The sequence below is a fragment of the Micromonospora sp. NPDC051543 genome (assembly GCF_044454415.1).
In the GTDB taxonomy this organism is placed as follows: domain Bacteria; phylum Actinomycetota; class Actinomycetes; order Mycobacteriales; family Micromonosporaceae; genus Micromonospora.
Genome location: NZ_JBITDT010000013.1, coordinates 43,975 through 68,682 on the forward strand (window position 1 = coordinate 43,975; position 24,708 = coordinate 68,682).

The following is a 24,708-nucleotide window of genomic DNA, read 5'->3' on the forward strand; positions in this document are numbered from 1 at the left end:
GGGGTACGGCCGAGGCGGGGAGGCTGCATGAGCTCGGCCCAGGGGGGCGCGGACGCGGGGAGTCCGTTCGCGTACGGCCACGAGGTCCCCCCGCTGTTGGCCGCCGCCTTCGCGAACGGCGGTGAGCTGGGCGAGCGTCTCCGCGCCTTCGACTGGGCCACCGCGCCACTCGGCGGGCCGTCGCACTGGCCGACCGCGTTGGCCAGCGCCGTCGGCATGATGCTCTCCTCCAGCGCGCAGATCGTCATGTTCTGGGGCGACGACCATCTCGCCTTCTACAACGACGCGTACCGGCCGACCATCGGCAGCAAGCACCCGCACGTGCTCGGTCGACCGGCCCGACACCACTGGGCCGAGACGTGGGACGTCCTCGGTCCGCTGCTCGAAGGCGTCCGCAGCACCGGGCTCTCCTACCGGGGCGCCGACCACCCCTTCCTGCTGGACCGCTCCGGTTTCGTCGAGCAGACCTACTTCGACGTCTCGTACGACCCGATCCGCGGCGCCGACGGCTCGGTCAGCGGCGTCTACTGCATCGTCAACGAGACCACCGGCCGGGTGGTCGGTGAACGCCGACTGCGGGCGTTGTCCGAACTGGGCGCCGAGCTGGCCGACGTGAGCAGCGCCGGCGAGCTGGGCCGGACCGCCGCCGACGTGCTCGGCCGATACTCCGCCGACGTGCCCTTCACGCTCATCTACCTCGCCGACGACACCGGTCAGTTCCGGTTGACCGGGGCCAGCGGCGTCGATCCGGCGGCGGTCGACGCGCCACCGGCGAGGTTCGCCGAACTGGTCGCCGAGGGCGCCTCCGCCACCGTGCGGGTGCGCGACCTGGTCGCGCAGCGACCGGCCGACGCCTCCGACGTGGCGCTCGTGCTGCCCGTGAAGGCGACCAATGAGACCGTCGGCGCGCTGGTCGTCGGCGTGGCCCGCCTGCTGCCGCTCGGCGACGAGTACCGCGACTTTCTCGACCTGGTGGCCGCGCAGGTCTCCCGGGCGGTCGGCACCCAGCGGGCGTACGAGCAGGAGCGCGCCCGGGCCGCCGAACTGGCCGCGCTGGACCGGGCGAAGACCAACTTCTTCGCCAACGTCAGTCACGAGTTCCGCACCCCGTTGACGCTGGTGCTCGGCCCGCTGGAGGACATGCTGGCCGACCCGGAACTGCCAGCCGCCTACACCGACCGGCTCGTCGTGATGCACCGCAACGCGATGCGGCTGCTCAAGCTGGTCAACACCGTGCTCGACTTCTCCCGGCTGGAGTCCGGCCGGCTCGCGGCCCGCTACCAACCCACCGACCTGGCCGACTACACCGCCCGACTGGCCAGCACCTTCCGCTCGGCCACCCAGCGCGTCGGCCTGCGACTGGTCGTGGACTGCCCGCCGCTGCCCGCGCCGGTCTTCGTCGACCGGGACATGTGGGAGAAGATCGTCCTCAACCTGGTGTCGAACGCCGTGAAGTTCACCTTCGACGGCGAGATCCGCGTCCGGGTCCGGGCCGACGGCGATCTCGCCCGGCTGGATGTCGTCGACACCGGCGTCGGGATCGTCCCGGACGAACTGCCGCATGTCTTCGAGCGTTTCCACCGGGTGCCCGGGGCGCGCGCCCGTACCCACGAGGGCACCGGTATCGGGCTGGCGCTGGTCCGCGAGCTGGTCGAGATGCACGGCGGTACGGTCGGGGCGACCAGCCAGGTCGACGAGGGCAGCACCTTCACGGTGACCGTCCCGTTCGGGTCCGATCACCTGCCCGCCAACCGTGTGGTCGCGTTCGCCCCCCTGCCGACGGGCGAGCCCGAGCAGGCCCGGCTCTTCGTGGCGGAGACCGCCCTGTGGGCCGCCGAGGACGCCACCGGGGAGGCCGGCCAGCAGCCGGCCGACGTCGCCCCGGGCGGTCGGATCCTGGTCGTCGACGACAACGCCGACCTGCGTGAGCACGTCACCCGGTTGCTCTCGCCGACCTGGGAGGTGGTCACCGCCAGCGACGGTCTGGCGGCCCTGACGCTGGCCCGTGAGGGCGGGTTCGACCTGGTGCTCAGCGACGTGATGATGCCCCGGTTGGACGGGTTCGGTCTGGTCAGCGCGCTGCGCGCGGACCCCCGTACCCGTGATGTGCCGATCGTGCTGCTCTCCGCCCGCGCCGGCTCCGCGGAGGCGGTCGCCGGCCTCGCGGTCGGCGCCGACGACTACCTGACCAAGCCGTTCTCCGGGCAGGAGTTGGTCGCCCGGGTCCGGGCGAACGTCGAGCTGGGTCAGCTACGCGGCCAGATCATCCGTCGTCTGCGGGCGCTGGCCGACGCGGCGGTGGCGGTCAACACGGCCCGGTCCACCGGCGACGTGCTCCAGGTCGCCGCCCGGCACGCGCTCAGCCTCGCCGAGGCGGCCCGGGTCGTGGTCAGCGCGGCCGGCTCCCGGTTCGAGGCCGACGCCGGCGGTGACACGGCCGCCGATCCGACCTTCGTGACCCCGCTGACCGGGACCAGCCGCGAACAGCTCGGCGAGCTGCGGGTCTGGCGGGCCGCCGACGACGACGCGCAGGCCGACGAGGCCGCGCTCACCCAACTGGCCCGGCTGGTCGGCGTCCGACTGGAGAACGCCCAGCTCTACGAGGCCGAACACCACATCGCCACCACGTTGCAGCACAGTCTGCTGCCGAGGTCGCTGCCCCAACTGCCGGGCGCCGTCGTCGCGAGCCGCTACCTGCCGGGCAGCGCCGACGTCGAGGTCGGAGGGGACTGGTACGACGTGCTCGCGCTCGACGGCGACAACCTGGTGCTGGTCATCGGCGACGTGGTCGGCAAGGGCGTCCAGGCCGCCGCGGCCATGGGCCAGCTGCGCAACGCGCTGCGGGCGTACCTGCTCGAGGGCTTCGACCCGGGTGAGTCGCTGACCCGGCTCAACCGGCTGGTCGTGTCCACTGAGGAGTCGTCGTTCGCGACGGTGGTCTGCCTGCTGTTCAGCCCCCGTACCGGCCGCCTGCGCTACGCCAGCGCCGGCCACCCGTCCCCCCTGCTGATCCGAGGAGACGACGTGGCGTTCCTGCACGACCGTGCGCTCGGCCCGCCGGTCGGCGCCATCCCCGGCGCCACCTACCGCACCGTCGAGGGTGAGCTGCCCGCGGGCAGCCGACTGCTGCTCTACACCGACGGGCTGATCGAGGACCGTCACCTCGGCATCGACGCCGCCCTGGCACAGTTGCGGGTCGACGCCGCCGCACCGAGCCACCACGTGGCGGATCTGGTCGACACGGTCGTCGAGCGGGTGACCGGGCGACAGCGTCGCGACGACGTGGCGGTGCTCGCCGTGGAGGCGGCGGAGCTGAACCGGTTCGTGTTGCGGCTGCCGGCCGACCCGACCCGACTGAGCGTGCTCCGCAAGCGCCTGGAGGACTTCCTCGTCGCGCACAACGTCGGCGAGACGGACCTGTTCGACCTGACCGTGGCGGTCTCGGAGGCCGCCGCGAACGCCATCGAACACCCCGTCCAGCCCGCCGAGGCGGTGATCACCGTGGAGGTGGCCATCGAGGACCAAACGGTGATCGCCACCGTGCGGGACACCGGCCAGTGGCGGGAGTCCACCGACTCCGGCTTCCGGGGGCGCGGACTGTCGCTGATCAAGGCGTTGGGTGACCTGATGGTGCGGCGTACCGACGAGGGCACCGAGGTGACGCTGCGCCGGCAGTTGCAGGGCTGACGGCGCGCGGCCGGGGCTCAGACCGGATCGAGCCAGGGCTGGTCGCCCAGGCCGGAGATCTCCAGCACGCGGCGTACCTGCCGGGACGGCAGCACGGTGAGCGCGCCGGAGAACCGCTGGGCGAGCCGGACCACCGCGTGGATGGCCGCCGAGTCGAAGAAGGTCACCGCGCGCAGGTCGAGGGTGATCCGGCTGGCGGGCTCACGTAGGGCGGTCTGCAGCATCGTGTCGGCCGTCGCCATGTCGACCTCGCCGGTCACCACCACGTGGAGGTGCTCTCCGTCGATCTCCGCGCGGGCGGAGAAGACGGGTGGTGCTCCCCCTTGATCCACGCAGACACGATGGCACAGCCGCCCTGGCGGGGCAACAACCGCTCCCGACCGGCCGTGGCGCGGGTCACCGACTGCCACGGCGATAGGCTTGCGGCATGACCGTCCGTGCGCCGCTGACCCCCGGCACGCTCTCCCCGACGCGACCGGTGCCCGCCCACATTCCCCGCCCGGAGTACGTGGGTAAGAAGGGCCCGCAGCCGTGGCACGGCTCGCACGTGCAGACGCCGGAGACCATCGAGAAGATGCGGATCGCCAGCCGCCTCGCCGCCCAGGCGACGCAGCTCGCCGGCGAGCACTGCAAGCCCGGCGTCACCACCGACGAGATCGACCGCGTGGTGCACGAGTTCCTCTGCGACCACGACGCGTACCCGTCGACGCTCGGCTACCGGGGGTACCCCAAGTCCTGCTGCACCAGCCTCAACGAGGTCATCTGCCACGGCATCCCGGACTCCACGGTCCTGACCGACGGTGACATCATCAACGTCGATGTGACCGCGTACATCGGCGGTGTGCACGGTGACACGGATGCCACCTTCTGCGTCGGCGAGGTCGACGAGGAGGCGCGGCTCCTCGTCGAGCGCACCCACGAGGCGATGATGCGCGGCATCCGCGCGGTCGCGCCGGGTCGCCAGATCAACGTGATCGGTCGCGTCATCGAGTCGTACGCCAAGCGGTTCGGCTACGGCGTGGTCCGCGACTTCACCGGGCACGGGATCGGCGAGACCTTCCACAGCGGCCTCTACGTGCCGCACTACGACAGCCCCCGACCGACGGACGTCATGGAGCCGGGGATGACCTTCACCATCGAGCCGATGATCACCCTCGGCACCTACCAGTACGACATGTGGGACGACGGGTGGACCGTGGTCACCAAGGACCGCAGGTGGACCGCGCAGTTCGAGCACACAATCGTCGTCACCGACGACGGCCACGAGATCCTGACGCTCCCGTGAGCGCGAGGAACGCAGCGAAGCGGAGTCCCGCAGTCGCGAACGAAGGGCATGCGCCGTGACGGAGACCCCCGCCGCCCTGCGTGAGGCACACCACGCGGACGTCTCCGGTGGCTGGCTGCGCCCGGCGGTCTTCGGCGCGATGGACGGCCTGGTGACCAACATCGCCCTCATCGCCGGCGTCGGCGGCGGTGGCGTCTCGCCGCACAGCATCGTGCTGACCGGCACCGCCGGCCTGGTGGCGGGCGCGATCTCGATGGGGCTCGGCGAGTACACCAGCGTGCGCTCGGCCAACGAGCAGGTCGCCGCCGAGGTCGCCAAGGAGCGGCGCGAGCTGGAACGGCACCCCGAGGCCGAGGCGCGCGAGCTGGCCGACGCCTGGGTGGCCCGGGGCCTGCCCCGCGACCTCGCCATGCAGGTCGCCGAGGCGGTACGGCGCGACCCGGAGGAGGCGCTGCGGGTGCACGTCCGCGAGGAGTTGGGCGTCGACCCCGACGACCAGCCGAGCCCGTGGGCGGCGGCGATCTCCTCGTTCGTGTTCTTCTCGCTGGGGGCGCTGATCCCCCTGCTGCCGTACCTGCTCGGTGCCACCGAGCTCTGGCTGGCGCTCGCCGTCGGCGGGCTCGGGCTGTTCGCCGCCGGCGCGGTGGTGGCCCGGTTCACCCACCGACCCTGGTGGACCAGCGGCCTGCGTCAACTCGTACTGGGCGCCGCGGCGGCCGGGGCCACCTACCTGGTCGGTTCGCTGATCGGGGTGCAGGGCGGGCTGTGACGCCCGGTCAACCGCCGAGCAGATCGTCGATCGTGCCGTCGACCGGGCGGCCGCGCGCCGCCAGCTCCTCGGCCTGCCGGGTCAGTACCGCACCGACCTCGGTCATGTCCGCGCCGGCCAGACCCGTACGCCGCACCGCGTCACCCGGATCGCGGTAGTAGGTGCGACCCAGCAGGCCGGTCACGGTCGCCGCGGCCAACCGCGCCTCACCGAGCATCAGCAGCGCCTGGTCGGTCTCGTACCACTCGGCCAGTCGGGCCGCCCGCGCGTGCGCGGCGCTGCCCCGGTACCAGGCCTGCCGTGCCGCCGTGCTGAACTCCGCCGGCCGGGCCCGGGCGAGTCGGCCGAGGTGCTCGTCGCGCAACGTCCGCAGCCAGCTCGTCGGGTCGAACAGCGACCGGGTGGTGACGTACCGGTCGGCCGTCAGCGGCCACAACGGAGACAGCATCCGGGCCTGACCGAGGTAGTCGTCGGCGGCGGCCACGGTCAGGTCGACCAGCACGCCGTCTACCCGCCGGGTCGCCGGCGGCGGCCCGCCTCCCGGCCGGTAGGTGACCACCAGCATCCCCACCTCGCCGTTGCCGCCACCGTCGTCGTCGCCGTGCGCCAGGGGGCCGTGGACCGCGATCGCCAGCACGTCGGCCGGGAAACGTCGCTGGACCGCCTCGGCCACCCGCTCCGCCACCGACCACCGCCGGTCGTCACCTAGCGCGCTCACGGATCTGGCACTGTTCGCGACTGCGGGGCTCGCAGGACCGGCTCACTCCTCGCGCTCACGGGTCCACAACCTCCCCCTGGGGCGACTGGCGTCAGCCTAGCCAGCCGACGGCGGGCTGGCCGGCCCGCCGCGCCCGGTCGGCACCAGCCGGAAGATGCGGATCTCACGGCCCCCGGCCCGCTCGACGTACGTGCGGTACGCCGGCCACTGGGCAACGAGCAGGTCCCACAGACGGTCCCGCTCGGCCCCGGACGCCGGCTCGGCCCGCACCGGGAGCCGGCGGCCCTTCACGTCCACCTCGGCGGCCGGGTCGGCGAGCAGGTTCATCGCCCAACCGGGCTGGTGGGTCTGACCCCAGTTGGAACCGATCACCACGTACGCGTCGCCGTCCGGCACGTAGAGCAGGGGGTTGCTGCGCGGTTTGCCGGACCGGCGGCCGGTCGTGGTGATCACCAGGGACGGCAGCAGGCCGAGCGCGACCACCCGTCCGCGGGTGAGCCGGCCGACGATCCGGTCGGCGGGTACGAGCAAGCGGGCGGCGGTCCCGAACCAGCGGTGGTGGCCGAGTCGGCGGGTGAGGGTGGTGAGCGCTGACACGCGGATCAGTCTGCCGGTTGCCCCGCACCGACGGCACCCCCGGACGGTCCGCTTCCGATCGTGCGGTCGAGGACTCAGTCCAGGCGACGTTCGATCGGCAACCGGGCCCGGGTGAACAGGCCCGCGCCGAACATCGCCACCACCGGCACCAGCACCAGGACGCCCAGCGCCGGCCACGGCACCAGGTAGGGGTACGGCTCCAGCGCCGGCCAGGCCGTCGCGTACTCCCGGTTGGCCGAGAACAGCACGATCGCCGCCGTGCCGAGACCGGCCACGATGCCGAGCACCGAACCGAGAACCGCGATCACCCCGGCCTGACAGATCGCCAGCAGTCGGCGTACGGCGGGGGCCGCGCCGACCGCCGCGAGCGTGGACAGTTCGGCGCGGCCCTCGGCGGCGGCGAGCGCCGTGGCGATCCCGGCCGCGCCCATCGTGATCACTCCGGCCGCGGCGGCGAGCAGCAGCAGCAGCGGCGAGTCGTCACGAGGGGCGGCACCCTGCTCCACCTGGAGGGAGAACGTTCCGAAGCCCCGCAGGTCGGCGGTGAACCGGTCCTGGCGGCGTTGGCTGGGCGGCGTCGACGTGTTGATCACCCAACCGTTCGAAACCGGCTTCAGGGCGAGCTGCCGGGCTGCTGTCGGGGACAGCAGGAGGCGAGGCTGGCCTCTCGTCGGCGTCAGGGCGTACCCGGGCAGGTCCCAGCGCGTGGTGGTCACCTCGTCCCGGCCGGCCCGTACCTCGTTCACCTGCACGGTCACCAGGCCGTCGTGCAGGTATTGCGGATCGGTCACCACCACGCCCCCGGCGTGCAGCACGGCGATCGCGGCGGTGGTCGCCGCCGGGTCGGCGCCGGTGAGGAGCGGCAGCGCGCTTCCGTCGTCCACGAGCGTCTGCACGTAGCTCCCGAAGTAGTCCGCCGAGCGGTCCCGGCAGCGCGGGTCGGCCAGCGCCTGCCGACGTTGGGTCGCGGACAGGTTGTCCCCGGGCTGGAAGGGGCAGGCGTGATCCGGCAGGAGTTCCGGTACGACGTAGCAGTAGCTGGCCGGGCCGCCCACCGACGGGCAGGCCGTGCCCTGCACCAGGGCGACGGCGCTGGCGCCGAAGTGTTGCCGGGCGGCGGCGCTGACCTGCTCCAACGACGGTTCCGGCCGCAGCGCGGGGTCATCGCGGTTGACCAGGACGTGACCGGTGGGCAGCAGCGGCTGATAGGTGCGGGCGTCGCGGACCGCGTCGCTGGCCAGGTAGCCGCCGAGCGCGACGCTGCCGGCCACCGCCGCCATCACGGCGCAGATGGCCGGCGCCGCGGCGGCCCGGTTACGGCTCGCGTCGCGCAGCGCGATCCGCGGCGCCGGCGGCAGCACCCGACCGAGCCGGGCGAGCCCGCCGATCAGGGTGGGTGTGCAACAGACCAGGCCCAGCTCCCCGAGGATCAGACCGGCCAGGATGACCGCCGGGGACGTCCGACTGGCCCCGAACGCCGCGAGCGCCGCTCCGCCGACGACCAGCGCCAGTCCGCTGACGAGCGCCCGGGCCCGGGGCGGGGGAGGGGTCCGTCGACCGGCGAGCCCGGCCATGACGTCCTGCCGGGCCGCCGTCCAGGCCGGCGCCAACGCCGCGAGCACTCCGGCCAGCACCGCGACCCCGCCGAGCACGACCAGGGCCAGCGGCCAGCAGCGGTACGCGCCGAAGCGGGCGCCGAACACGTACTGCTCCATGAGCGGACGTCCGGCGAACGCCGCGCCGACACCGAGCAGCAGCCCGGCCGCGGCGCCCAGCACCCCCAGCACCACCCCGTCGGCGAGCACGACCCGGCGGAGGTGGGCCGCGTCACCGCCGGCCACCGCGACCAGTGCCAGGTCTCGGCGTCGACGGCGAACCCCGACCGCGAACGCCGGCCCGACCAGCAGCACCACCTCCAGCAACCCCAGCCCGACGATCAGCACCATCGTGCTCAGGTCGCTGGCGTCGGCGGGCCCGACGTACCCGATCAAGCTCCGGGAAGACGTCGTCGAAGCCGGCACGTGGCGACGCGCCACCACGACTCCGCGTTCGTTGAGCCGGGCGACCATCGCCGCGTCGACGGTGCCGGGCACGTCGATCAGCCACCGACTGTCCGGCTGCCCGTCGGCCCGGCCGACGGCCGCCGGGTGCAGCGCGATCACCGGGCCGAGGTCGTCGGGGAACTCGACCACACCGACCACCGTGTACGTCCGGGTCCGGTCGGCGGTGGGCACCGCCTCGCCGAGGCGTCCGTCGAGCCGGCGCAGCGCCGTCGGACTCAGCGCGACCTCTCCGGGTTGCTGCGGCGCCCGCCCCGAGCGGAACCGCACCAGACCGCGGGCCAGCGGGTCGCTGAGGTCGAGGATCCAGGCCTGGAGGGTCTCGTCACCGCGCGGGCCCCGCACCGTCACCGGGCTGCCGGCACGTATCTCGGTGACCCGGCTGCCGGGGCCGAGCAAAGCGGTCACCTCGTCGGCCGTGGTCGGACGGCTCATCGCCGACTGGCCGTCGTCACGGGGGTACCAGGTGTCGCCCCACTCGTCCTGGACGACCGGGGCGTCGGCGAACCACCGCAGCTCCGCGTCGGCGACGCCGAGCCGGCGGTCGAGCTGTTCCCGCGGTGTCAGCTCGGCCATGTCGTAGCTCGCCGCCAGGAAGGCCAGCACCAGCACCGGAAGCGCGATCATCGCCAGCACCAGGGCGGTACGCCGTCGCGCCCGTCGTGACTCCCGGCGGGCGATCCGCAGCGCCGCCCGCCACGAGCCGGTCAGTTCGGCGAACCGTCGCCGCCGCCCGGGTTCGAGCGGTGTCGGTGGCCCGACCGGAGCGTCGACGCTGCGGCCTGTCACCGGCGTCCGGCGCAGGGTCAACGGTCGCTACCGGAGAGGAGCTGCTCGACGCTGCCCAGCGGCGCGGTCGTGTCGACCAGCACGCCGTCGCGCAGGAACACCACCCGGTCGGCCCAGCCGGCGTGCCGCGCCTCATGGGTGACCAGGATGCCGGCGGCGCCCGCGTCGACCCGGCGGCGCAACAGGTGCAGCACCGCCTCACCGGTCTGCGAGTCGAGCGCCCCGGTGGGTTCGTCGGCGAGCACCAGCCGTCGCTCGCCGACCAGCGCGCGGGCGATGGCGACCCGCTGCTGCTGGCCACCGGAGAGTTGATCGGGGAAGCGGTCACCCAGCGCCGGCAGGCCCACCTCGGTCAGCGCGGCCAGGGCGGCTGCCCGGGCCCGCCGGCCGCCGACGCCGTCGAGTTCCAGCGGGAGCGCGACGTTCTCCAGCGCGCTCAGGCTGCCCAGCAGGTTGAGGTGCTGGAAGATGTAACCGATGCGCCGTCGGCGTAGCTGCGCCAGCCCGCGGCGGTCCAGCGCGCCGAGCGGCTGCCCCTCCACCCGGACGTCGCCCCGGGTCGGGCGGTCGAGGCCGCCGGCGAGGGCCAGCAACGTCGACTTCCCGGAACCGGACGGCCCCATCACGGCGACCAGCTCGCCCGGCCGGACGACGAGGCTGACACCGCGCAGCGCGTGCACCGCCGCCGGGCCGACCCCGTGGGTGCGGTGGACGGCGCGCAGGTCAAGCACGGCGTCGTCCGATCCGCTCACCGTCGCGCCTCCTCGTCGGCCCACCGTGCGGCGTCGGACGCGTCGCCGGCGCCCGGTCGGGGAGGGCTGCCCGGTGAATGCCGCACCAGACTGCTCTCGCAGTGGTCCAGCCAGCGCACCTCGGCCTCGGCCTGGAACACCATCGAGTCCAGGACCAGCCGCCACGGCAGGTCCTCCGGCCGGTCGTTGCCGTACTTCAACCTGGTCAACTCCTGCAACGCCCGCATCGTCGCGCTGCGCTGGGCCTGCACCACCGAGCGGACGTCCACGCCGGGCGTGGTGAGCGCCAGGGCCAGTTTGATCGCCAGCTCGTCGCGCGGCCGGTCGGTGCGGCTGATCGGCGTGGCGAACCACAGGGTGAGGTCCGCCCGGCCGGCGTCGGTGATCTCGTACGGGCGCTGCCCGGCCTCGCTCTCCGGCAGCGGGCGCACCAGACCGTCCCGTTCCAGCCGGGCCAGCGTGGTGTAGACCTGCCCGATGTTCAGCGGCCAGGTCGAGCCGGTCGACTCCTCGAAAGCGGCGCGCAGCTGGTAGCCGTACATCTGGCCGCGTTCGAGGAGGGCGAGCAGCCCGTGACGGATGGACATGGCAACGGAGTATGCATACCTGGTATGGGCTCCGCAACCGGGGCGGATCGGTTCAGCTCGGGCGGCCGGGAAATGCGACAGTCGGCGGGGCCACCCCGGCGGCCTTGCGCCACTTGGTGGCCCGTACGGCGTACTCGACGAGGGCGGCCAACGCCTGGTCCCGGTCGGCGCCGGTGGTGGACGCCAACGCGGCACGCCAGTGCGCCGCGGTGCGCTCCTCCACCTCGATGGCCAGCCGGAGGGCGCTCGCCCGATTGGTGACCGGGAACGGCAGCGCGTAGCCGGCCCGGCCCGGTGGAACGGTGCCCCCCGCGGCGCTCAACTGCACCACCACCGCGTCGCGTCGGCGTCGGTGCGCGGCCTCCGCCTGGTGCGCGGCGTCGCGAACCGCGCCGGTGAGTCGGACCCCGATCCGCCCGTACGCGTAGATGGCCGCGTACTCGGCGGTGAGCGCGGCGGCGAGGGCCTCCTCGGCGGTGGGCAGCTTCACTTCAGTGCCTCCTGGTGGGTGGCCCGCGCCGCGGCGATCGATCCGAGCAGCGCGGCCCGTGCGGCGGGCGCGGCGGCGCAGGCGGCGGTGGCGGACTGCTGGGCGGCCTTCTCCCGCGCGCGAAGGTCGGCGAGCGCGCCCGCGGGCTCGGTGGCCGCGGTGGCGCTCGGGTCGACGGCGGGTGCGGACGGCAGGGTGATGCCGACGACCCGGGCGAGTTCGGTGGCGTGCGCGGTGTGCGTCTCGGCGATGGGATTGAGGCGGTCGGCCAGGTCCGGGTGGGCGGCGGCGCTCGCCCGGTACGCCGTGGCGAGGCTCAGTGACTCGTCCACCATCGACCGCAGTGGGTCCGGCGGTGGCGTCGGTTCGTCGTCACGGTCGAAAAGATCACAGCCTGTCAGCGGCGCCACCGCGCCGCCGAGCGCCAGGAGAGCGCCGGCTCGTAGAAGCTTTCGCCGAGATTGTCCGAATACTTGGTCGCGCTGAGTCGTTCTGCCGATCCCCACCGGGCAAGTCAACACCATCAGGTCGGGTCCGGGCGTCACCGGCGTCGGTGCGCCGCCCGGCCCGCCGCCCGGCAGGCGCGTTACGCTCTGCGCAGCCACCGGCGCGTCCGCTCCGGTGGCGTGCCGGCATGGCGGGACGACGTCCCGATCGACCAGGGAAAGGGTGCGTACATGACGCAGCGTGGCCGTGCCACCAGGTCGACGGGTCGACCCCGCGACGGCGCGGGCCCCCGCGCTCCACGTGGCGGCGGTGATCTCGCGGCCCGACGCACCCGGTTGCGGACCGTGATCGAGCCGGTGGTCAACGGCGTGGGCTACGACCTGGAGGACCTGTCGGTGTCCCGAGCCGGACGCCGGCACGTGGTGCGGGTGATCGTGGACGCGGACGGCGGGATCGACCTGGACGCCGTCGCGGACGTCTCCCGCGCGGTCTCCAAGGCGCTGGACGCGGCCGAGGAGGCCGACGGCGACATCGTCGCCGGGGAGTACCAGCTCGAGGTCAGCTCGCCCGGCGTGGACCGGCCGCTCACCCTGCCCCGGCACTGGCGACGCAACGTGGGCCGACTGGTCAAGGTCACCGTCCGGGGCGCCGCGGCGCTGCCCGGCCAACGCGGCGAGCAGCCCTCGGGGGACCGCCAGGTGACCGGCCGGGTGCTCGGGGCCGACGACGAGGGCGTACGGCTGGAGACCGACGGCGGCGAGGCCCGGTGGGCGTACGCCCAGCTGGGCCCGGGCCGGGTTCAGGTCGAGTTCACGCGCCTCGCCGAGCTGGGTGAGCCGGACGAGTTCGACGACGTGGACGAGACCGACGAGTACGACGATGCAGACGACATCGACGACGATGATGATGTGGAGGACGAGGAGAGGTGAACATCGACCTCGCGGCGCTGCGCGCACTCGAGCGCGAGCGGGAGATCCCGTTCGACACGATCCTCGCGGCGATCGAGACCGCGTTGCTGACCGCCTACCGGCACACCGACGGCGCCGAGCCGCACGCCCGGGTGGAGATCGACCGTAAGTCCGGCGCGGCCCTGGTGTACGCGCAGGAGATGGACGACGACGGCTCGCTGGTGCGGGAGTGGGACGACACCCCGCACGACTTCGGCCGGATCGCCGCCATGACCGCCAAACAGGTGATCCTTCAGCGCCTGCGGGAGGCCACCGACGAGGTGCACTTCGGCGAGTACGTGGGCCGCGAGGGTGACCTGGTCACCGGCGTGGTGCAGGCGCACGAGACGCGTACCGAGAAGGGCATCGTCAGCGTCGACCTGGGCAAGTTGGAGGGTGTCCTGCCGCAGTCCGAGCAGGTGCCCGGCGAGCGGTACGCGCACGGCGAGCGCGTCCGGTGCGTGGTGGTGCACGTGGCCAAGGGCATGCGCGGGCCGCAGATCACCCTGTCCCGCTCCCACCCGGCGCTGGTCAAGAAGCTGTTCGCGCTGGAGGTGCCGGAGATCGCCGATGGCACCGTCGAGATCGGCGCGATCGCGCGTGAGGCAGGTCACCGTACGAAGATCGCGGTCCGCTCCACGACCCCCGGCGTCAACGCCAAGGGCGCCTGCATCGGTCCGATGGGCCAGCGGGTGCGCGCCGTGATGAGCGAGCTGCACGGCGAAAAGATCGACATCATCGACTGGTCGGATGACCCGGCCACCTTCGTCGGAAACGCGTTGTCGCCGGCCAAGGCGCTGCGGGTCGAGGTCGTGGACCTGGCTGGCCGGGCCGCCCGGGTGACCGTCCCCGACTTCCAGCTTTCGCTCGCCATTGGCCGCGAGGGGCAGAATGCCCGCCTTGCTGCCCGGTTGACCGGTTGGCGGATCGACATTCGGTCCGACGCGGAGCAGATCGCTCCGGCGGCGCGGGGGGCGGCGGATCAGGTGCCGGAGCCGGGCGGCGCGATCTCGGGCAGCTAGGGGTAGACTTCTTCCAGTGGTACGACGCGCGCAGCCGGAGCGCACCTGTGTGGGCTGCCGGAAACGTGCGCCGGCCAGCGAATTGCTGCGGATCGTCGCGATCAGGGACGAGGCTGGTCACAGCCTCCGGCCTGATCCGCGCCGCAGGCTGCCGGGTCGGGGAGCGAACATGCACCCGGATCCGGCCTGCTTCGCGCTGGCGGTGCGGCGCCGCGCCTTCGGGCGAGCGCTGCGGATCACCGAGGTCCTCGACCACGGTGTGCTGGCAGAGCACGTCGATGCGCCAACCACTACGTCCGGTCAGCCCGACCGGGCGAGGGTCGCTAGCAGGGTAGGACGACCGACATGAGCACACGATGAAGTCCCTGAAATGACCAGGCTTCAAGTGCACGAGTGAGGTCGCTGCGGGTGCTGCCCGCACGACCTCGGAGTGAGGAGTGCAGTGGCAGGCAAGGCCCGCGTACACGAGCTTGCAAAAGAGCTCGGGGTCGAGAGTAAGACCGTTCTCGCCAAGCTCAAGGAGATGGGCGAGTTCGTCAAGTCCGCGTCCAGCACGGTCGAGGCGCCCGTCGCCCGACGGCTGAGGAACGCATTCGTCGCGTCCGCCGGTGCTTCGGCGCCGGCCGCCCCGTCGGCGCCCGCGCCGACGCCGGCTTCGACGCCGACCCCGACGCCGTCACCGACCCCGGGCGCGCCCCGGGTCTCGGCCAAGCCGATGCCGCCTCGGCGGCCGGCCGCGCCGGTGCCCGGTCCGAAGCCCAAGGGTCCGGTGCCCGGTGCGCCGCAGACGGCGGCCCCGGTCGCCAAGCCGGCGAGTGCCCACGACATCGAGGTGGCGGCCGCCGAGGCGCGCGCCGCCGCGCTGAAGGCTGAGCAGGAGGCCGCGGTCAAGGCCGCGCAGGCAGCCCGCCAGCAGCAGCGTGACAACCCCGTCCGCCGGGAGCCTCCGGCCGACGGCAACCGGCCCGGTCCTCGGCCGGGTCCCGCGGCGATGCCGCCCCGTCCCGGTTCACCGGCAGCTCGTCCGAGCACGCCGGCTCCGGGTCCGGGTGCCCGCCCCGGCGGTCGTCCGCCGGCGCGCGGCGCCGGCAACAACCCGTTCGGCATCCAGGGTGGCCAGCAGCAGCGGCCCCCGGCCGCCGGCGCGGGTGGCCCCCGGCCGAACAGCCCGGCGGGTATGCCGCCGCGGCCGAGCCCGAACTCCATGCCGCCGCGGCCCAGCCCGGCGTCCATGCCGAGTCAGCGTCCGGCCGCCGGTCGTCCCGGCCCCGGTGGCGCGGGTCGCCCCGGTGGCGGCGCGGGTCGTCCCGGTGGCGGTGGCGGCGGGTTCCGTGGCGGTCCCGGCGGTGGCGGTGGCGGCGGTGGTTACCGCGGCGGCCCCGGTGGCGGCGCGGGTGCCGGCGGTGGCGGTGGCTACCGTGGCGGTCCCGGCGGCGGTGGCGGTGCTCCCGGTGGCGGTTTCCGTCCGGGTGGTCCGGCCGGTGGCGGCGGTCGTCCGGGTGCGGGCGGTCGTGGCCGTGGCGGCGGCGCCGCGGGTGCCTTCGGGCGTCCGGGTGGTCGGCCGACGCGCGGTCGCAAGTCCAAGAAGCAGCGCAGACAGGAGTTCGACAACCTGTCGGCTCCGACCATGAGCTCGGGTGCTCCCCGGGGTCAGGGTCAGGTCGTCCGGCTCTCCCGTGGCGCCTCGCTGTCGGACTTCGCCGACAAGATCAACGCCAACCCGGGTTCGCTGGTCCAGGAGATGTTCAACCTGGGCGAGATGGTCACCGCGACCCAGTCCTGTTCTGACGACACCCTGCACCTGCTGGGTGAGCACCTGGGCTTCGACATCCAGATCGTCAGCCCGGAGGACGAGGACCGCGAGCTGCTCGCGCAGTTCAACATCGACCTCGACGCGGAGGTGGCCGAGGAGCGTCTGGTCAGCCGTGCGCCGGTGGTGACCGTCATGGGTCACGTCGACCACGGTAAGACCAAGCTGCTCGACGCCATCCGTAAGGCGAACGTGGTGGCCGGTGAGGCGGGTGGCATCACCCAGCACATCGGTGCGTACCAGGTCCACGTCCCGCACGAGGGCGAGGACCGGGCGGTCACGTTCATCGACACCCCGGGTCACGAGGCGTTCACCGCCATGCGTGCCCGTGGTGCCCAGGTCACGGACATCGTGATCCTGGTCGTCGCGGCCGACGACGGCGTGATGCCGCAGACCATCGAGGCGTTGAACCACGCCAAGGCGGCCGACGTGCCGATCGTGGTCGCGGTCAACAAGGTCGACAAGCCGGACGCCAACCCGGACAAGGTCCGCCAGCAGCTGACCGAGTACGGCCTGGTCGCCGAGGAGTACGGCGGCGACACCATGTTCGTCAACGTGGCCGCCAAGCCGGGCATCGGCATCGAGGAGCTGCTCGAGGCCGTCCTGCTCACCGCCGACGCGTCGCTGGAGCTGACCGCTCCGATCGACGGGCCGGCGCAGGGTGTGGCCATCGAGGCGCACCTGGACAAGGGCCGCGGTGCGGTGGCGACGGTGCTGGTGCAGAAGGGCACCCTGCGGGCGGGCGACTCGATCGTCGCCGGTGGGGCGCACGGCCGGGTCCGGGCCATGCTCGACGAGAACGGCAACCAGCTCTCCGAGGCTGGTCCGGCGCGTCCGGTCATGGTTCTGGGTCTGACCGCGCCGCCCGGTGCGGGTGACACGTTCCTCGCCGCGGCGGACGACCGTACGGTGCGGCAGATCGCCGAGCAGCGCCAGGCACGGCGGCGGGCGGCGTCCTTCGCCAACTCCCGTGGCCGGGCCACCCTTGAGACGCTCATGGAGCAGCTCAAGGAGGGCGAGAAGACCTCGCTCAACCTCATCCTCAAGGGCGATGTCTCCGGTTCGGTGGAGGCCCTCGAGGACGCGCTGTTCAACCTCGACATCCCCGAGGAGGTCCAGCTCAAGGTCCTCGACCGGGGCGTCGGCGCGATCACGGAGAGCAACGTCATGCTCGCCAGCGCGTCGTCCGAGCCGGTCACGATCATCGGCTTCAACGTGCGGGCCTCGAACAAGGTCCGCGAGATGGCCGACCGCGAGGGCGTGGAGATCCGGTACTACACGGTCATCTACCAGGCCATCGAGGAGATCGAGGCAGCGCTCAAGGGCCTGCTCAAGCCGGAGTACGAGGAGGCCGAGCTGGGCACCGCGGAGATCCGCGACGTGTTCCGCTCGTCCAAGATCGGCAACATCTCCGGTTGCATCGTCCGGTCGGGCATCATCCGACGCAACGCGAAGGCTCGGCTGCTTCGGGACGGGACGGTCGTGGCGGACAACCTCACGATCACCTCGCTCAAGCGGTTCAAGGACGACGCGACCGAGGTCCGCGAGGGCTTCGAGTGCGGTCTGACCCTGGGTGGTTACAACAACGTCCAGGTCGGCGACGTCATCGAGACCTTCGAGATGCGGGAGAAGGTTCGCGCCTGATCCGGCAGTGACACGCTGATCAAGGGGTTTACGCCGACCGGCGTAAACCCCTTGATCATGCGGGGTGGGGTGGCGGTATCGTCCGGGGCGATGTTCACCGGAACCGCGGTCTTCGACCTGCTGCTGCCGGGCGACTCCCGGTCGCTCAAAGCCAAGAGATCATATGTACGGCCGATCGTGGCGGCCCTGCGCCGCTTCGAGGTGTCGGCCGCCGAGGTGGGTGCGCTCGACCTGCACGGTCGGGCGGAGATAGGGGTGGCCGTGGTCGCCGCCGAGGCGGCGCACGTCCGCGAGGTGCTCGACTCCTGCGAGCGCCTGGTGGCCGCCCGTCCCGAGGTCGAACTGTTGTCGGTTCGACGCCGGTTGTACGGCGTGGACGACGACTGACCCACGGGCCCGGCGGTGCCCGGCGACCGGCGCCGCCGCGAAGGTAGTGTTCGAGATGTTGGCCGGTCGGCCGGCGGCCTCCAGGGCCGCCGGGCCGGCCGGGAGCGGGACGCCGTGGAGGTGGCGAGATGTCTGATCCGGCCAAGGTACGCCGGCACGCGGAACGAGTGCGTGAGCTGGTCGCTTCGGTGGTGCGGAGCCAGATCAAGGATCCGCGCCTGGGCATGATCACCATCACCGACGCCCGGATCACCGCCGACCTGCGCGACGCGACGGTCTTCTACACGGTGCTGGGTGACGCGGTGGCCCAGGCGGACACCGCGGCGGCTCTGGAGAGCGCCAAGGGGTTGCTGCGCAGCACGGTCGGTAAGGCGCTCGGGCTGCGGCACTCGCCCACGTTGACGTTCGTTCTCGACGACGTGCAGGACCAGGTCAAGCACATCGACGACCTGCTCGCCGCCGCCCGCAACGCCGACGCGGAGGTGCAGCGGCTCGCCGCGCGCGCCGAGTACGCGGGCGACGCGCAGCCGTACCGCGTCGAGGACGAGGACGAGGACGACGAGACGGGCGAGGAGGCCGACGCGGCCGCCGACGTCACGGAGACTCCCCGGGGTGGGGCGGCGCGGTGACGGGCGCCGCCGGTGCCCAACTCGCCGCGACGGTCGACGTCGGCCCGTCCGAGGCGGACTGGGCGGCGGCCGAGGCGCTGATCCGTGCTCTCCCGTCGACCGGCCGCGTGCTGCTGATCTGCCACGTCAACCCGGACGGCGACGCGTTGGGCAGCATGCTCGGCTTCGGTCTGGGCCTGCGTCAGTTCGGCGTACAGCGTTTGCAGGCGACCTTTCCCGGGCCGCCGGAGGTGCCCGAGCCGTTGCGGGGTCTGCCCGGGTTGGAGCTTCTGGTCCCGGCGGGCGACGCCGACCCCGCGCCGGACCTGGTGATCTGCTTCGACGCGGCAAGCGAGTCGCGCCTCGGTGCGCTGGCCGACCGGCTGTCGACGGCCGGTGCGGCGCTGGTGCTCGACCACCACGCCTCGAATCCCGGCTTCGGCACGGTCAACCTGATCGACCCGGGTGCCGCCGCCACGTCGGTGGTCGCCGATCGGCTCCTGGCGCGGCTGGGCGTGACGACGGACCGGGCCATCGCCGAGTGCCTGTACGTGGCGCTGACCACGGACACCGGCTCGTTCCGCTTCGAGGCGACCACTCCGGCCGTACACCAGATGGCCGCCCGGTTGCTCGCCACCGGCATCTCGCCCGGTGACATCTCCCGGCGCGTCTTCGACACCCGGCCCTTCGGAGCGGTTCGGCTCTTCGGCGAGGTGCTCGGCCGTGCCTGTCTGGAGCCGGCCGCCGCCGACGGCCGGGGCCTGGTGTGGACTACCGCCACCCTCGACGACCTGGCCCGTCACGACCAGCCGCCGTACGTGCTGGAGGCGCTCATCGATTCGGTGCGGTGCACCGCCGAGGCGGACGTGAGCTGCGTCCTGAAGCAGACCGCGCCCGACGAGTGGGCGGTGTCGATGCGCAGCAAGGGCGCGGTGGACGTCAGCCGCGTGGCGGTCGCGATGGGCGGGGGCGGCCACCGGTTCGCGGCCGGGTTCACCGGCCGGGGGAGCGCCGAGCAGGTCGTCGAGGCGATCCGCGGCGAGTTGGTCGCGGCGCTGATCTAAGGCGTCGGCTGACCCCCGGCGGCCCGCCCGCTGCGGTGGCGCTGTGTGGTGGGCACGCAAGTTCAGGGTCAGCTCCGGGGGGTGTTGGCCTTCCCGCGCTGGGTGAGACCGGGAAGAATTGCGGGATGGAGCAGCCGCACGACCTCACCGTGGAGGCCCCCCGAGCCTGGGACCGGCCCGCCGTCTCCGTTCCGGTTCTCCTCTGCCTGTCCCTCGTCGGGGGCCGGTTCGCGTCCTTCTCCACGGAGGCGAATCTCTACACGCTCGGCACCGGCGGGGTGTTGATCTGGCTCGGTCTGAGCAATCGGGTGCCTCGGCGTCCGGCACCGCCCCGGCTGGGCGCGGGGGCGGCGTGGTGGGCCCTGCCGGTCGTGATCTTCGGGGTCTTCGAGGGCGTCACCTTCGTACTCGCGGTGGGCGACGACTTTCCCACCTTCTCCCGGCTCGCCGACCCCCTGTTGGAAGATCATCTGACCCGGTCGGTGGCGTGGTTCGCCTGGTTGGCCGCGTTCTGGGGATTGGTGCGGCGATGATGCGGGCCCTCGCGATCGGCGGTTTCCTGGCCGCGCTCGTCCTCTTCGCCGTCATCGAGGTGCTGGCCCGCCGGGAGGGCTCCCGGATCCCCACGATGAGCGATGTGTGCGCGTATGTGATGCGCTACGAGGTCGGCTCGGTGCCGGTGGGCAGGATCGGTCTGTTCGGCTTCTGGTGGTGGTTGGGCTGGCACTTCCTGGCCCGGTGAGGCGGGTTGCCGATGGTCCAAATGGCGGGAACCGTGGGCAGCATATGGACCTGAACGATAACTTGGGAAGTGGCCGGCGCCACGGTGTGGTGCAGGTCGTGGGTGGTGGTGCCACACCTCGCGCCGCCTCCCTCCAGGGTCGGACCGACCCGGGCTCGCTGCCCAGTCGGCTGCTCCGGTAACCCCGGACCGCCGTGGGGCGCTCAGCACGACCGCCCGTGAGGGCTGCCGCGTGCCGGTGGCTCGCACCCTGGAAGGAGCGCCACCATGCCGAACAAGCCCAAGCCCGAGACCACCGACGACGCTCGCGAGCAGGCCCGCCGCGCGCTGCAGACGTCGATGGACACCCGCCAGTAACCCCGACCCGCGCAGGCCAGGGCACGCAACACCCCCCGGTCTGCCGATCTTGCACTGCTGTGGTGACAAAGCTGGTCCAAAGGCGCACTTCGCAAGCACAAAGTGCAAGATCGACGAGGGTGGGCGCCGCTCCAGGCGCACCGCGGCGGTAAGCCTCTGACGCGCTTGCGATCCTTACCGGGCTCGTGTCAGGATCGTCGGCGATGAGCCAGACCGCCACTGTCGACCGATCCGCCTCGCCACGTCGGATCGCGAGCCTCGCCCTGCCGGCGCTCGTGGTGCTCGCCGCCGAGCCGCTCTACGTGCTCGTCGACACGGCCGTCGTCGGACACCTCGGTCGCGTACCGCTCGCCGCGCTCGCCGTCGGCGGCACGGTGATGACGCTCACCGCCTGGCTCGGAACGGTCGTCGCGTACGGCACCACGGGGCGTTCGGCCCGTCGCTTCGGCGCCGGCGACCGGACGGCGGCGGTGGCCGAGGGAGTGCAGTCGTCCTGGCTGGCGCTGGGTGTCGGACTGCTGGTCGCGATCGGCATGCAGATCGGCGGGGGCGCTCTGGCGCGTACTCTCGCCGGAGGTGGTGGCGACGTGGCCGGCGCCGCCGCTGCGTGGCTGCGCGTCGCGGCGCTCGGCGCTCCTGGCCTGCTGCTCGCCGCAGCCGGCAACGGCTGGCTGCGCGGCGTGCAGGACACCCGCCGCCCGCTGTACTTCGTGCTCGGCCCCAACCTGGTCTCCGCCCTGCTCTGCCCGCTGCTGGTCTACCCCGCCGGCCTGGGCCTGGCCGGCTCGGCGGTCGCCAACGCGGTCGCCCAGACCCTCTCCGGCGTGCTCTTCGCCGGGGCGCTGGTCGCCGAGCGGGTGTCGCTGCGGCCCCGGCCGCGCCTGATCCGCGACCAGTTGGTGCTCAGCCGGGACCTGCTGATCCGGGGCGTGGCGTTCCAGGCCAGCTTCCTCTCCGCGACGGCGGTCGCCGCCCGCTTCGGCGCCGCCGCCGTCGGCGCCCACCAGATCGCCCTGCAACTGTGGTTCTTCACTGCGCTGGTGCTCGACGCGCTCGCCATCGCCGCGCAGTCCCTCATCGGTGCCGCGCTCGGGTCGGGCGACGCGGCGGGCGCGCGGGCGCTGGCCCGCCGGATCGGCCTGCTCGGCGGCGTCTGCGGCGTCGCCTTCGCGGTGGTCATCGCCGCCGGCGCGGGCGTCGTGCCGTCCTGGTTCAGCTCCGACGCTCAGGTACGGGAGCAGGCGATGGTCGCCTGGCCCTGGTTCGTCGCCATGCTGCCGCTGGCCGGCGTCGTGTTCGCGCTCGACGGCGTGTTGATCGGCGCCGGTGACGTCCGTTACCTGCGCAATCTCACCATCGTGGCGGCGCTCGGCGGCTTCCTGCCGGCGATCTGGCTGGCGTACGCGCTCAACCTGGGACTCGGCGGCATCTGGGCGGGGCTCGCGCTGCTCGTGGTGATCCGGCTGGTCGGCCTGCTGCTGCGGATGCGCTCCGGCGGCTGGGCGGTGGTGGGGGCGGTTCGCTGACCCGCTCGCCGGTCAGCAGCGGACGGTGGTCGGCGGGGGCGCGTCGAGATCGAAGATCGTGTCCGGGTCGCCGGCGGGTCTCCGATCCCCGTGCGTGTCGGCCATCCAGAACTGCTCCTGGATCCAGCCGTCACGGAGCTTGCCGCAGTCCGCGTTCCAGGTCACCGCCTCCGCCGAGACGATCCACAGGCCACGAGCGGAAGCCGGCACGTCCTTGGGGTGCGGCACCTTCCACACCACACGGTCACGCAGCGCCACCACACTGGCGCCGGCCGGCGCCCGCAGGTCCACGTCGAAGGGGTACGCCCACACGAACTCCGTGTCGACCTCCAGCATCCGGGTGCCGTTCTCCGTGGTGGCCCGGTAGCTGACCCGTCCGTCGGCTCGGATACCGGGCTCCCACTCCGAGGGCGACGCCATCCGGGTCGCGTACCGCAGGAAGGCGTTGCCGGTGAAGTCCGACCTGAGCTGCTCGCGAATGTCCGGGGCGAGCAGCCGGAGGAACGGTTCCGGCTCGCCCGAGAGCATGGACGTGTCCAGTCGGCTCTCGATCAACGCCTTACGCACCGTCTCCAACGCCGCCGCTACCTGGGCCTCGGTGAAGGGCCCGGTGGCCTTCGCCACCGGCATCCGCACGGCCTGTTCACCGGGAGCGAAGGCGGCCGCCGGTGAGCCGGCGAACAGGTCCCGCGGTTCGCCCACCCTGCTCAGCGGCGGGGTGCCGCTCGGGGTGGGAGTCGCCGAGGTGGACGCGCGGACGCCATCGGCCAGCCGGTCGACGATCACCAGGCCCCCGCCGACCATCGCCAGGGCCAGCAGCAGTCCAAGTCCCAGCATCAGCGAGCCGTTGTGCCGGGCGGAGAAGAAGCGGACCCGTTCCCAGCCGGCGGGCTGGTGCTCGGTCTGCGCCGAGCTCATCCATTCCGGTAGCGCGACCGGGTGGACCTCCGCGACAGCGGCCGGCGGCGAGGGCGGATCGGTCGGGCCCGGGGGTGTGGGCTCGTTCGGCGCATTCTGCGTCATGGTTCTTCCCGTCAGTAATCGCCGCTGGCGGCCAGCGCGAGCACATAGTAGGCGGCCGTCACCAGGGCGGTGCCGAGGACGCCGGCCACGAGAAAGGACAGCACGGCGACGAGGTGTGGATGCGTCTCGCTCCACCGAGCCCGGTCGCGCCGGCGCCAAGTCGCGCGGCGGGCCGTCCGCAGCGCCGGCGAACGTTCGATCAGGTCGTCGACGTAGCGTGCCGGGCTTCGCCGCTTCGGTGTCGGATGCCGCATCCAGTGCGGCAGATCGACCCGGGCGTGGTGCTCGTGGGCCGGACGGCGGTCGGGGGTCATCGGAGTCCTGGTCCTCGTCTACGGGAGCGGGCGGGTGATCTTCGCACCTTCGGGAAGTCGCTGGCCGACCCGTGGGACAAACCGGCCGAACCAGCGAATCGGCCGGACCTGCGCAAGCGGAGGCTCTGGTCACGGCGGGCGTGCCCACGCAGCGCGCGGTCCGGGTCGTCTGGCAGGCTTGGCCGACGTGAGCACCGATGGTCTGATCGTCGTCGACAAGCCCGGCGGCATGACGTCGCACGACGTGGTGGCGCGGTTCCGCCGACTGGCGAAGACCCGGCGGGTGGGGCACGGCGGCACCCTCGACCCGATGGCCACCGGCGTACTCGTCATCGGCGTCGGCCGGGCCACCCGGCTGCTGACCTACGTGATCGGTGCGGGCAAGAGCTACACCGGCACCATCCGGCTGGGCCAGGCCACCGTCACCGACGACGCCGAGGGCGACGTGATCGCCACGACCCCCGCCGGTCACGTCACCGACGAGGCCGTCCACGCCGCGCTGAGCGCGCTGAGCGGCGAGGTCGACCAGGTGCCGAGCGCCGTCAGCGCCATCAAGATCGACGGGCAGCGGGCGTACAAGCGGGTACGCGACGGTGAGAGCGTCGACCTGCCCGCGCGTCGGGTGACCATCTCCCGGCTGGAGGTGCTGGCGATCCGCCGCGGCGAGCCGGACGTGGTGGACGTGGACATCGACGTGACCTGCTCCTCGGGCACGTACATCCGGGCCATCGCCCGGGACGCGGGCCTGGCCCTCGGCGTCGGCGGGCACCTCACCGCGCTGCGGCGGACCGCGGTGGGTGGCTTCGCCCTCGCCGAGGCGGCCACCCTCGAGCAGCTCGAGGAGCGCGCCCCGGAGGTGGTGAACCTGCCGCTCGACGCGGCGGCCGACCGGTTCTTCCCCCGCCGTGACGCGACCCCCGACGAGGCGAAGGTGCTCGGCCACGGCGGGCCGCTGGATCCGGCCGGCATCGCCGGGCCGTACGCCGTCTTCGGCCCCACCGGAGGTCTGATCGCTATCGTCAGCGAGCGGGACGGCCGGGCCCGCGCGGAGATCGTGCTCGCCCCGGCCTGACGGCGGGACGC

General features: G+C 73.0%; 24 protein-coding genes. 14 read left to right on the plus strand and 10 right to left on the minus strand.

The window, feature by feature from the left end:
• Positions 1-27 precede the first annotated feature (27 nt).
• Positions 28-3,687 carry a SpoIIE family protein phosphatase gene (locus ACIA3K_RS23515; RefSeq protein ID WP_396803759.1) on the plus strand — a complete coding sequence of 1,220 codons (3,660 nt, stop codon included), beginning with the start codon at positions 28-30 and terminating at the stop codon, positions 3,685-3,687.
• 17 nt (positions 3,688-3,704) lie between these two features.
• Here ACIA3K_RS23515 and ACIA3K_RS23520 read toward each other — a convergent pair whose 3' ends face one another.
• Positions 3,705-4,019, minus strand: a complete 315-nt coding sequence (locus tag ACIA3K_RS23520) for an STAS domain-containing protein (protein ID WP_396803761.1) — start codon at positions 4,017-4,019, stop codon at positions 3,705-3,707.
• 95 nt (positions 4,020-4,114) lie between these two features.
• Here ACIA3K_RS23520 and map point away from each other — a divergent pair, with 95 nt between their 5' ends.
• Together map and ACIA3K_RS23530 are read left to right on the plus strand one after the other, a co-directional pair.
• A complete protein-coding gene (gene map, locus ACIA3K_RS23525; protein WP_396803763.1) occupies positions 4,115-4,972 on the plus strand; it encodes a type I methionyl aminopeptidase in 858 nt (285 codons plus the stop codon).
• Positions 4,973-5,027: 55 nt separating this feature from the next.
• A complete protein-coding gene (locus ACIA3K_RS23530; RefSeq protein WP_396803765.1) occupies positions 5,028-5,741 on the plus strand; it encodes a VIT1/CCC1 transporter family protein in 714 nt (237 codons plus the stop codon).
• 7 nt (positions 5,742-5,748) lie between these two features.
• Here the strand turns inward: ACIA3K_RS23530 and ACIA3K_RS23535 are convergent, their stop codons facing one another.
• From ACIA3K_RS23535 to ACIA3K_RS23565, 7 genes are all read right to left on the minus strand, one after another.
• Complete coding sequence (locus ACIA3K_RS23535) at positions 5,749-6,459, minus strand: nucleotidyltransferase domain-containing protein (protein ID WP_396803767.1); 711 nt, start codon at positions 6,457-6,459, stop codon at positions 5,749-5,751.
• A 96-nt stretch (positions 6,460-6,555) separates the two neighbouring features.
• Entirely contained in the window at positions 6,556-7,056 is a 501-nt protein-coding gene (locus ACIA3K_RS23540) for a nitroreductase/quinone reductase family protein (protein WP_357122395.1), read from the minus strand.
• A gap of 74 nt (positions 7,057-7,130) precedes the next feature.
• The gene (locus tag ACIA3K_RS23545; protein ID WP_396803770.1) at positions 7,131-9,926 is read right to left on the minus strand and encodes an FtsX-like permease family protein; all 2,796 of its coding nucleotides are present in this window, start codon (positions 9,924-9,926) and stop codon (positions 7,131-7,133) included.
• Positions 9,923-10,657, minus strand: coding sequence for an ABC transporter ATP-binding protein (locus tag ACIA3K_RS23550; protein ID WP_396803771.1), 735 nt, complete (start codon positions 10,655-10,657; stop codon positions 9,923-9,925). The genes ACIA3K_RS23545 and ACIA3K_RS23550 overlap by 4 nt, the downstream gene beginning before the upstream one ends.
• On the minus strand, positions 10,654-11,244 hold the full coding sequence (locus ACIA3K_RS23555; protein ID WP_396803773.1) for a PadR family transcriptional regulator: 591 nt from the start codon (positions 11,242-11,244) through the stop codon (positions 10,654-10,656). The genes ACIA3K_RS23550 and ACIA3K_RS23555 overlap by 4 nt, the downstream gene beginning before the upstream one ends.
• A 52-nt stretch (positions 11,245-11,296) precedes the next feature.
• Positions 11,297-11,734, minus strand: a complete 438-nt coding sequence (locus ACIA3K_RS23560; RefSeq protein ID WP_396803775.1) for a ferritin-like domain-containing protein — start codon at positions 11,732-11,734, stop codon at positions 11,297-11,299.
• Complete coding sequence (locus ACIA3K_RS23565; protein ID WP_396803934.1) at positions 11,731-12,258, minus strand: hypothetical protein; 528 nt, start codon at positions 12,256-12,258, stop codon at positions 11,731-11,733. Before ACIA3K_RS23565 ends, ACIA3K_RS23560 begins: the two co-directional genes overlap by 4 nt.
• 153 nt (positions 12,259-12,411) lie before the next feature.
• Here ACIA3K_RS23565 and rimP point away from each other — a divergent pair, with 153 nt between their 5' ends.
• The 10 genes from rimP to ACIA3K_RS23615 all read left to right on the plus strand — a co-directional run bounded on the left by rimP (position 12,412) and on the right by ACIA3K_RS23615 (position 22,288).
• Positions 12,412-13,110 (plus strand): ribosome maturation factor RimP, encoded by a 699-nt coding sequence (gene rimP, locus ACIA3K_RS23570; RefSeq protein ID WP_396803777.1) that lies wholly within the window; start codon positions 12,412-12,414, stop codon positions 13,108-13,110.
• Complete coding sequence (gene nusA, locus ACIA3K_RS23575; protein ID WP_396803779.1) at positions 13,107-14,150, plus strand: transcription termination factor NusA; 1,044 nt, start codon at positions 13,107-13,109, stop codon at positions 14,148-14,150. The genes rimP and nusA overlap by 4 nt, the downstream gene beginning before the upstream one ends.
• A 16-nt stretch (positions 14,151-14,166) precedes the next feature.
• A complete protein-coding gene (locus ACIA3K_RS23580) occupies positions 14,167-14,499 on the plus strand; it encodes a YlxR family protein (protein WP_396803781.1) in 333 nt (110 codons plus the stop codon).
• A 93-nt stretch (positions 14,500-14,592) separates the two neighbouring features.
• Positions 14,593-17,604: a translation initiation factor IF-2 gene (gene infB / locus ACIA3K_RS23585; protein WP_396803783.1), complete on the plus strand. Its 3,012-nt coding sequence runs from the start codon at positions 14,593-14,595 to the stop codon at positions 17,602-17,604.
• A 90-nt stretch (positions 17,605-17,694) separates the two neighbouring features.
• Positions 17,695-17,991, plus strand: a complete 297-nt coding sequence (locus ACIA3K_RS23590) for a DUF503 domain-containing protein (protein WP_355051643.1) — start codon at positions 17,695-17,697, stop codon at positions 17,989-17,991.
• Between the two features lie 128 nt (positions 17,992-18,119).
• Positions 18,120-18,620, plus strand: coding sequence for a 30S ribosome-binding factor RbfA (gene rbfA / locus ACIA3K_RS23595; protein ID WP_396803785.1), 501 nt, complete (start codon positions 18,120-18,122; stop codon positions 18,618-18,620).
• The gene (locus ACIA3K_RS23600) at positions 18,617-19,663 is read left to right on the plus strand and encodes a bifunctional oligoribonuclease/PAP phosphatase NrnA (RefSeq protein ID WP_396803787.1); all 1,047 of its coding nucleotides are present in this window, start codon (positions 18,617-18,619) and stop codon (positions 19,661-19,663) included. The genes rbfA and ACIA3K_RS23600 overlap by 4 nt, the downstream gene beginning before the upstream one ends.
• Before the next feature lie 125 nt (positions 19,664-19,788).
• The gene (locus ACIA3K_RS23605; protein WP_396803789.1) at positions 19,789-20,196 is read left to right on the plus strand and encodes a hypothetical protein; all 408 of its coding nucleotides are present in this window, start codon (positions 19,789-19,791) and stop codon (positions 20,194-20,196) included.
• Positions 20,196-20,405 (plus strand): DUF6186 family protein, encoded by a 210-nt coding sequence (locus ACIA3K_RS23610; protein WP_396803935.1) that lies wholly within the window; start codon positions 20,196-20,198, stop codon positions 20,403-20,405. Before ACIA3K_RS23605 ends, ACIA3K_RS23610 begins: the two co-directional genes overlap by 1 nt.
• Positions 20,406-20,965: 560 nt before the next feature.
• Positions 20,966-22,288 carry an MATE family efflux transporter gene (locus tag ACIA3K_RS23615; protein WP_396803791.1) on the plus strand — a complete coding sequence of 441 codons (1,323 nt, stop codon included), beginning with the start codon at positions 20,966-20,968 and terminating at the stop codon, positions 22,286-22,288.
• 12 nt (positions 22,289-22,300) lie between these two features.
• Here ACIA3K_RS23615 and ACIA3K_RS23620 read toward each other — a convergent pair whose 3' ends face one another.
• Together ACIA3K_RS23620 and ACIA3K_RS23625 are read right to left on the minus strand one after the other, a co-directional pair.
• A complete protein-coding gene (locus tag ACIA3K_RS23620; protein ID WP_396803793.1) occupies positions 22,301-23,311 on the minus strand; it encodes a hypothetical protein in 1,011 nt (336 codons plus the stop codon).
• A gap of 11 nt (positions 23,312-23,322) precedes the next feature.
• A complete protein-coding gene (locus ACIA3K_RS23625; RefSeq protein WP_396803794.1) occupies positions 23,323-23,625 on the minus strand; it encodes a hypothetical protein in 303 nt (100 codons plus the stop codon).
• A 187-nt stretch (positions 23,626-23,812) separates the two neighbouring features.
• Between ACIA3K_RS23625 and truB the strand changes: the two genes are divergently transcribed.
• A complete protein-coding gene (gene truB, locus ACIA3K_RS23630) occupies positions 23,813-24,697 on the plus strand; it encodes a tRNA pseudouridine(55) synthase TruB (RefSeq protein ID WP_396803795.1) in 885 nt (294 codons plus the stop codon).
• The last annotated feature ends 11 nt before the right edge of the window (positions 24,698-24,708 follow it).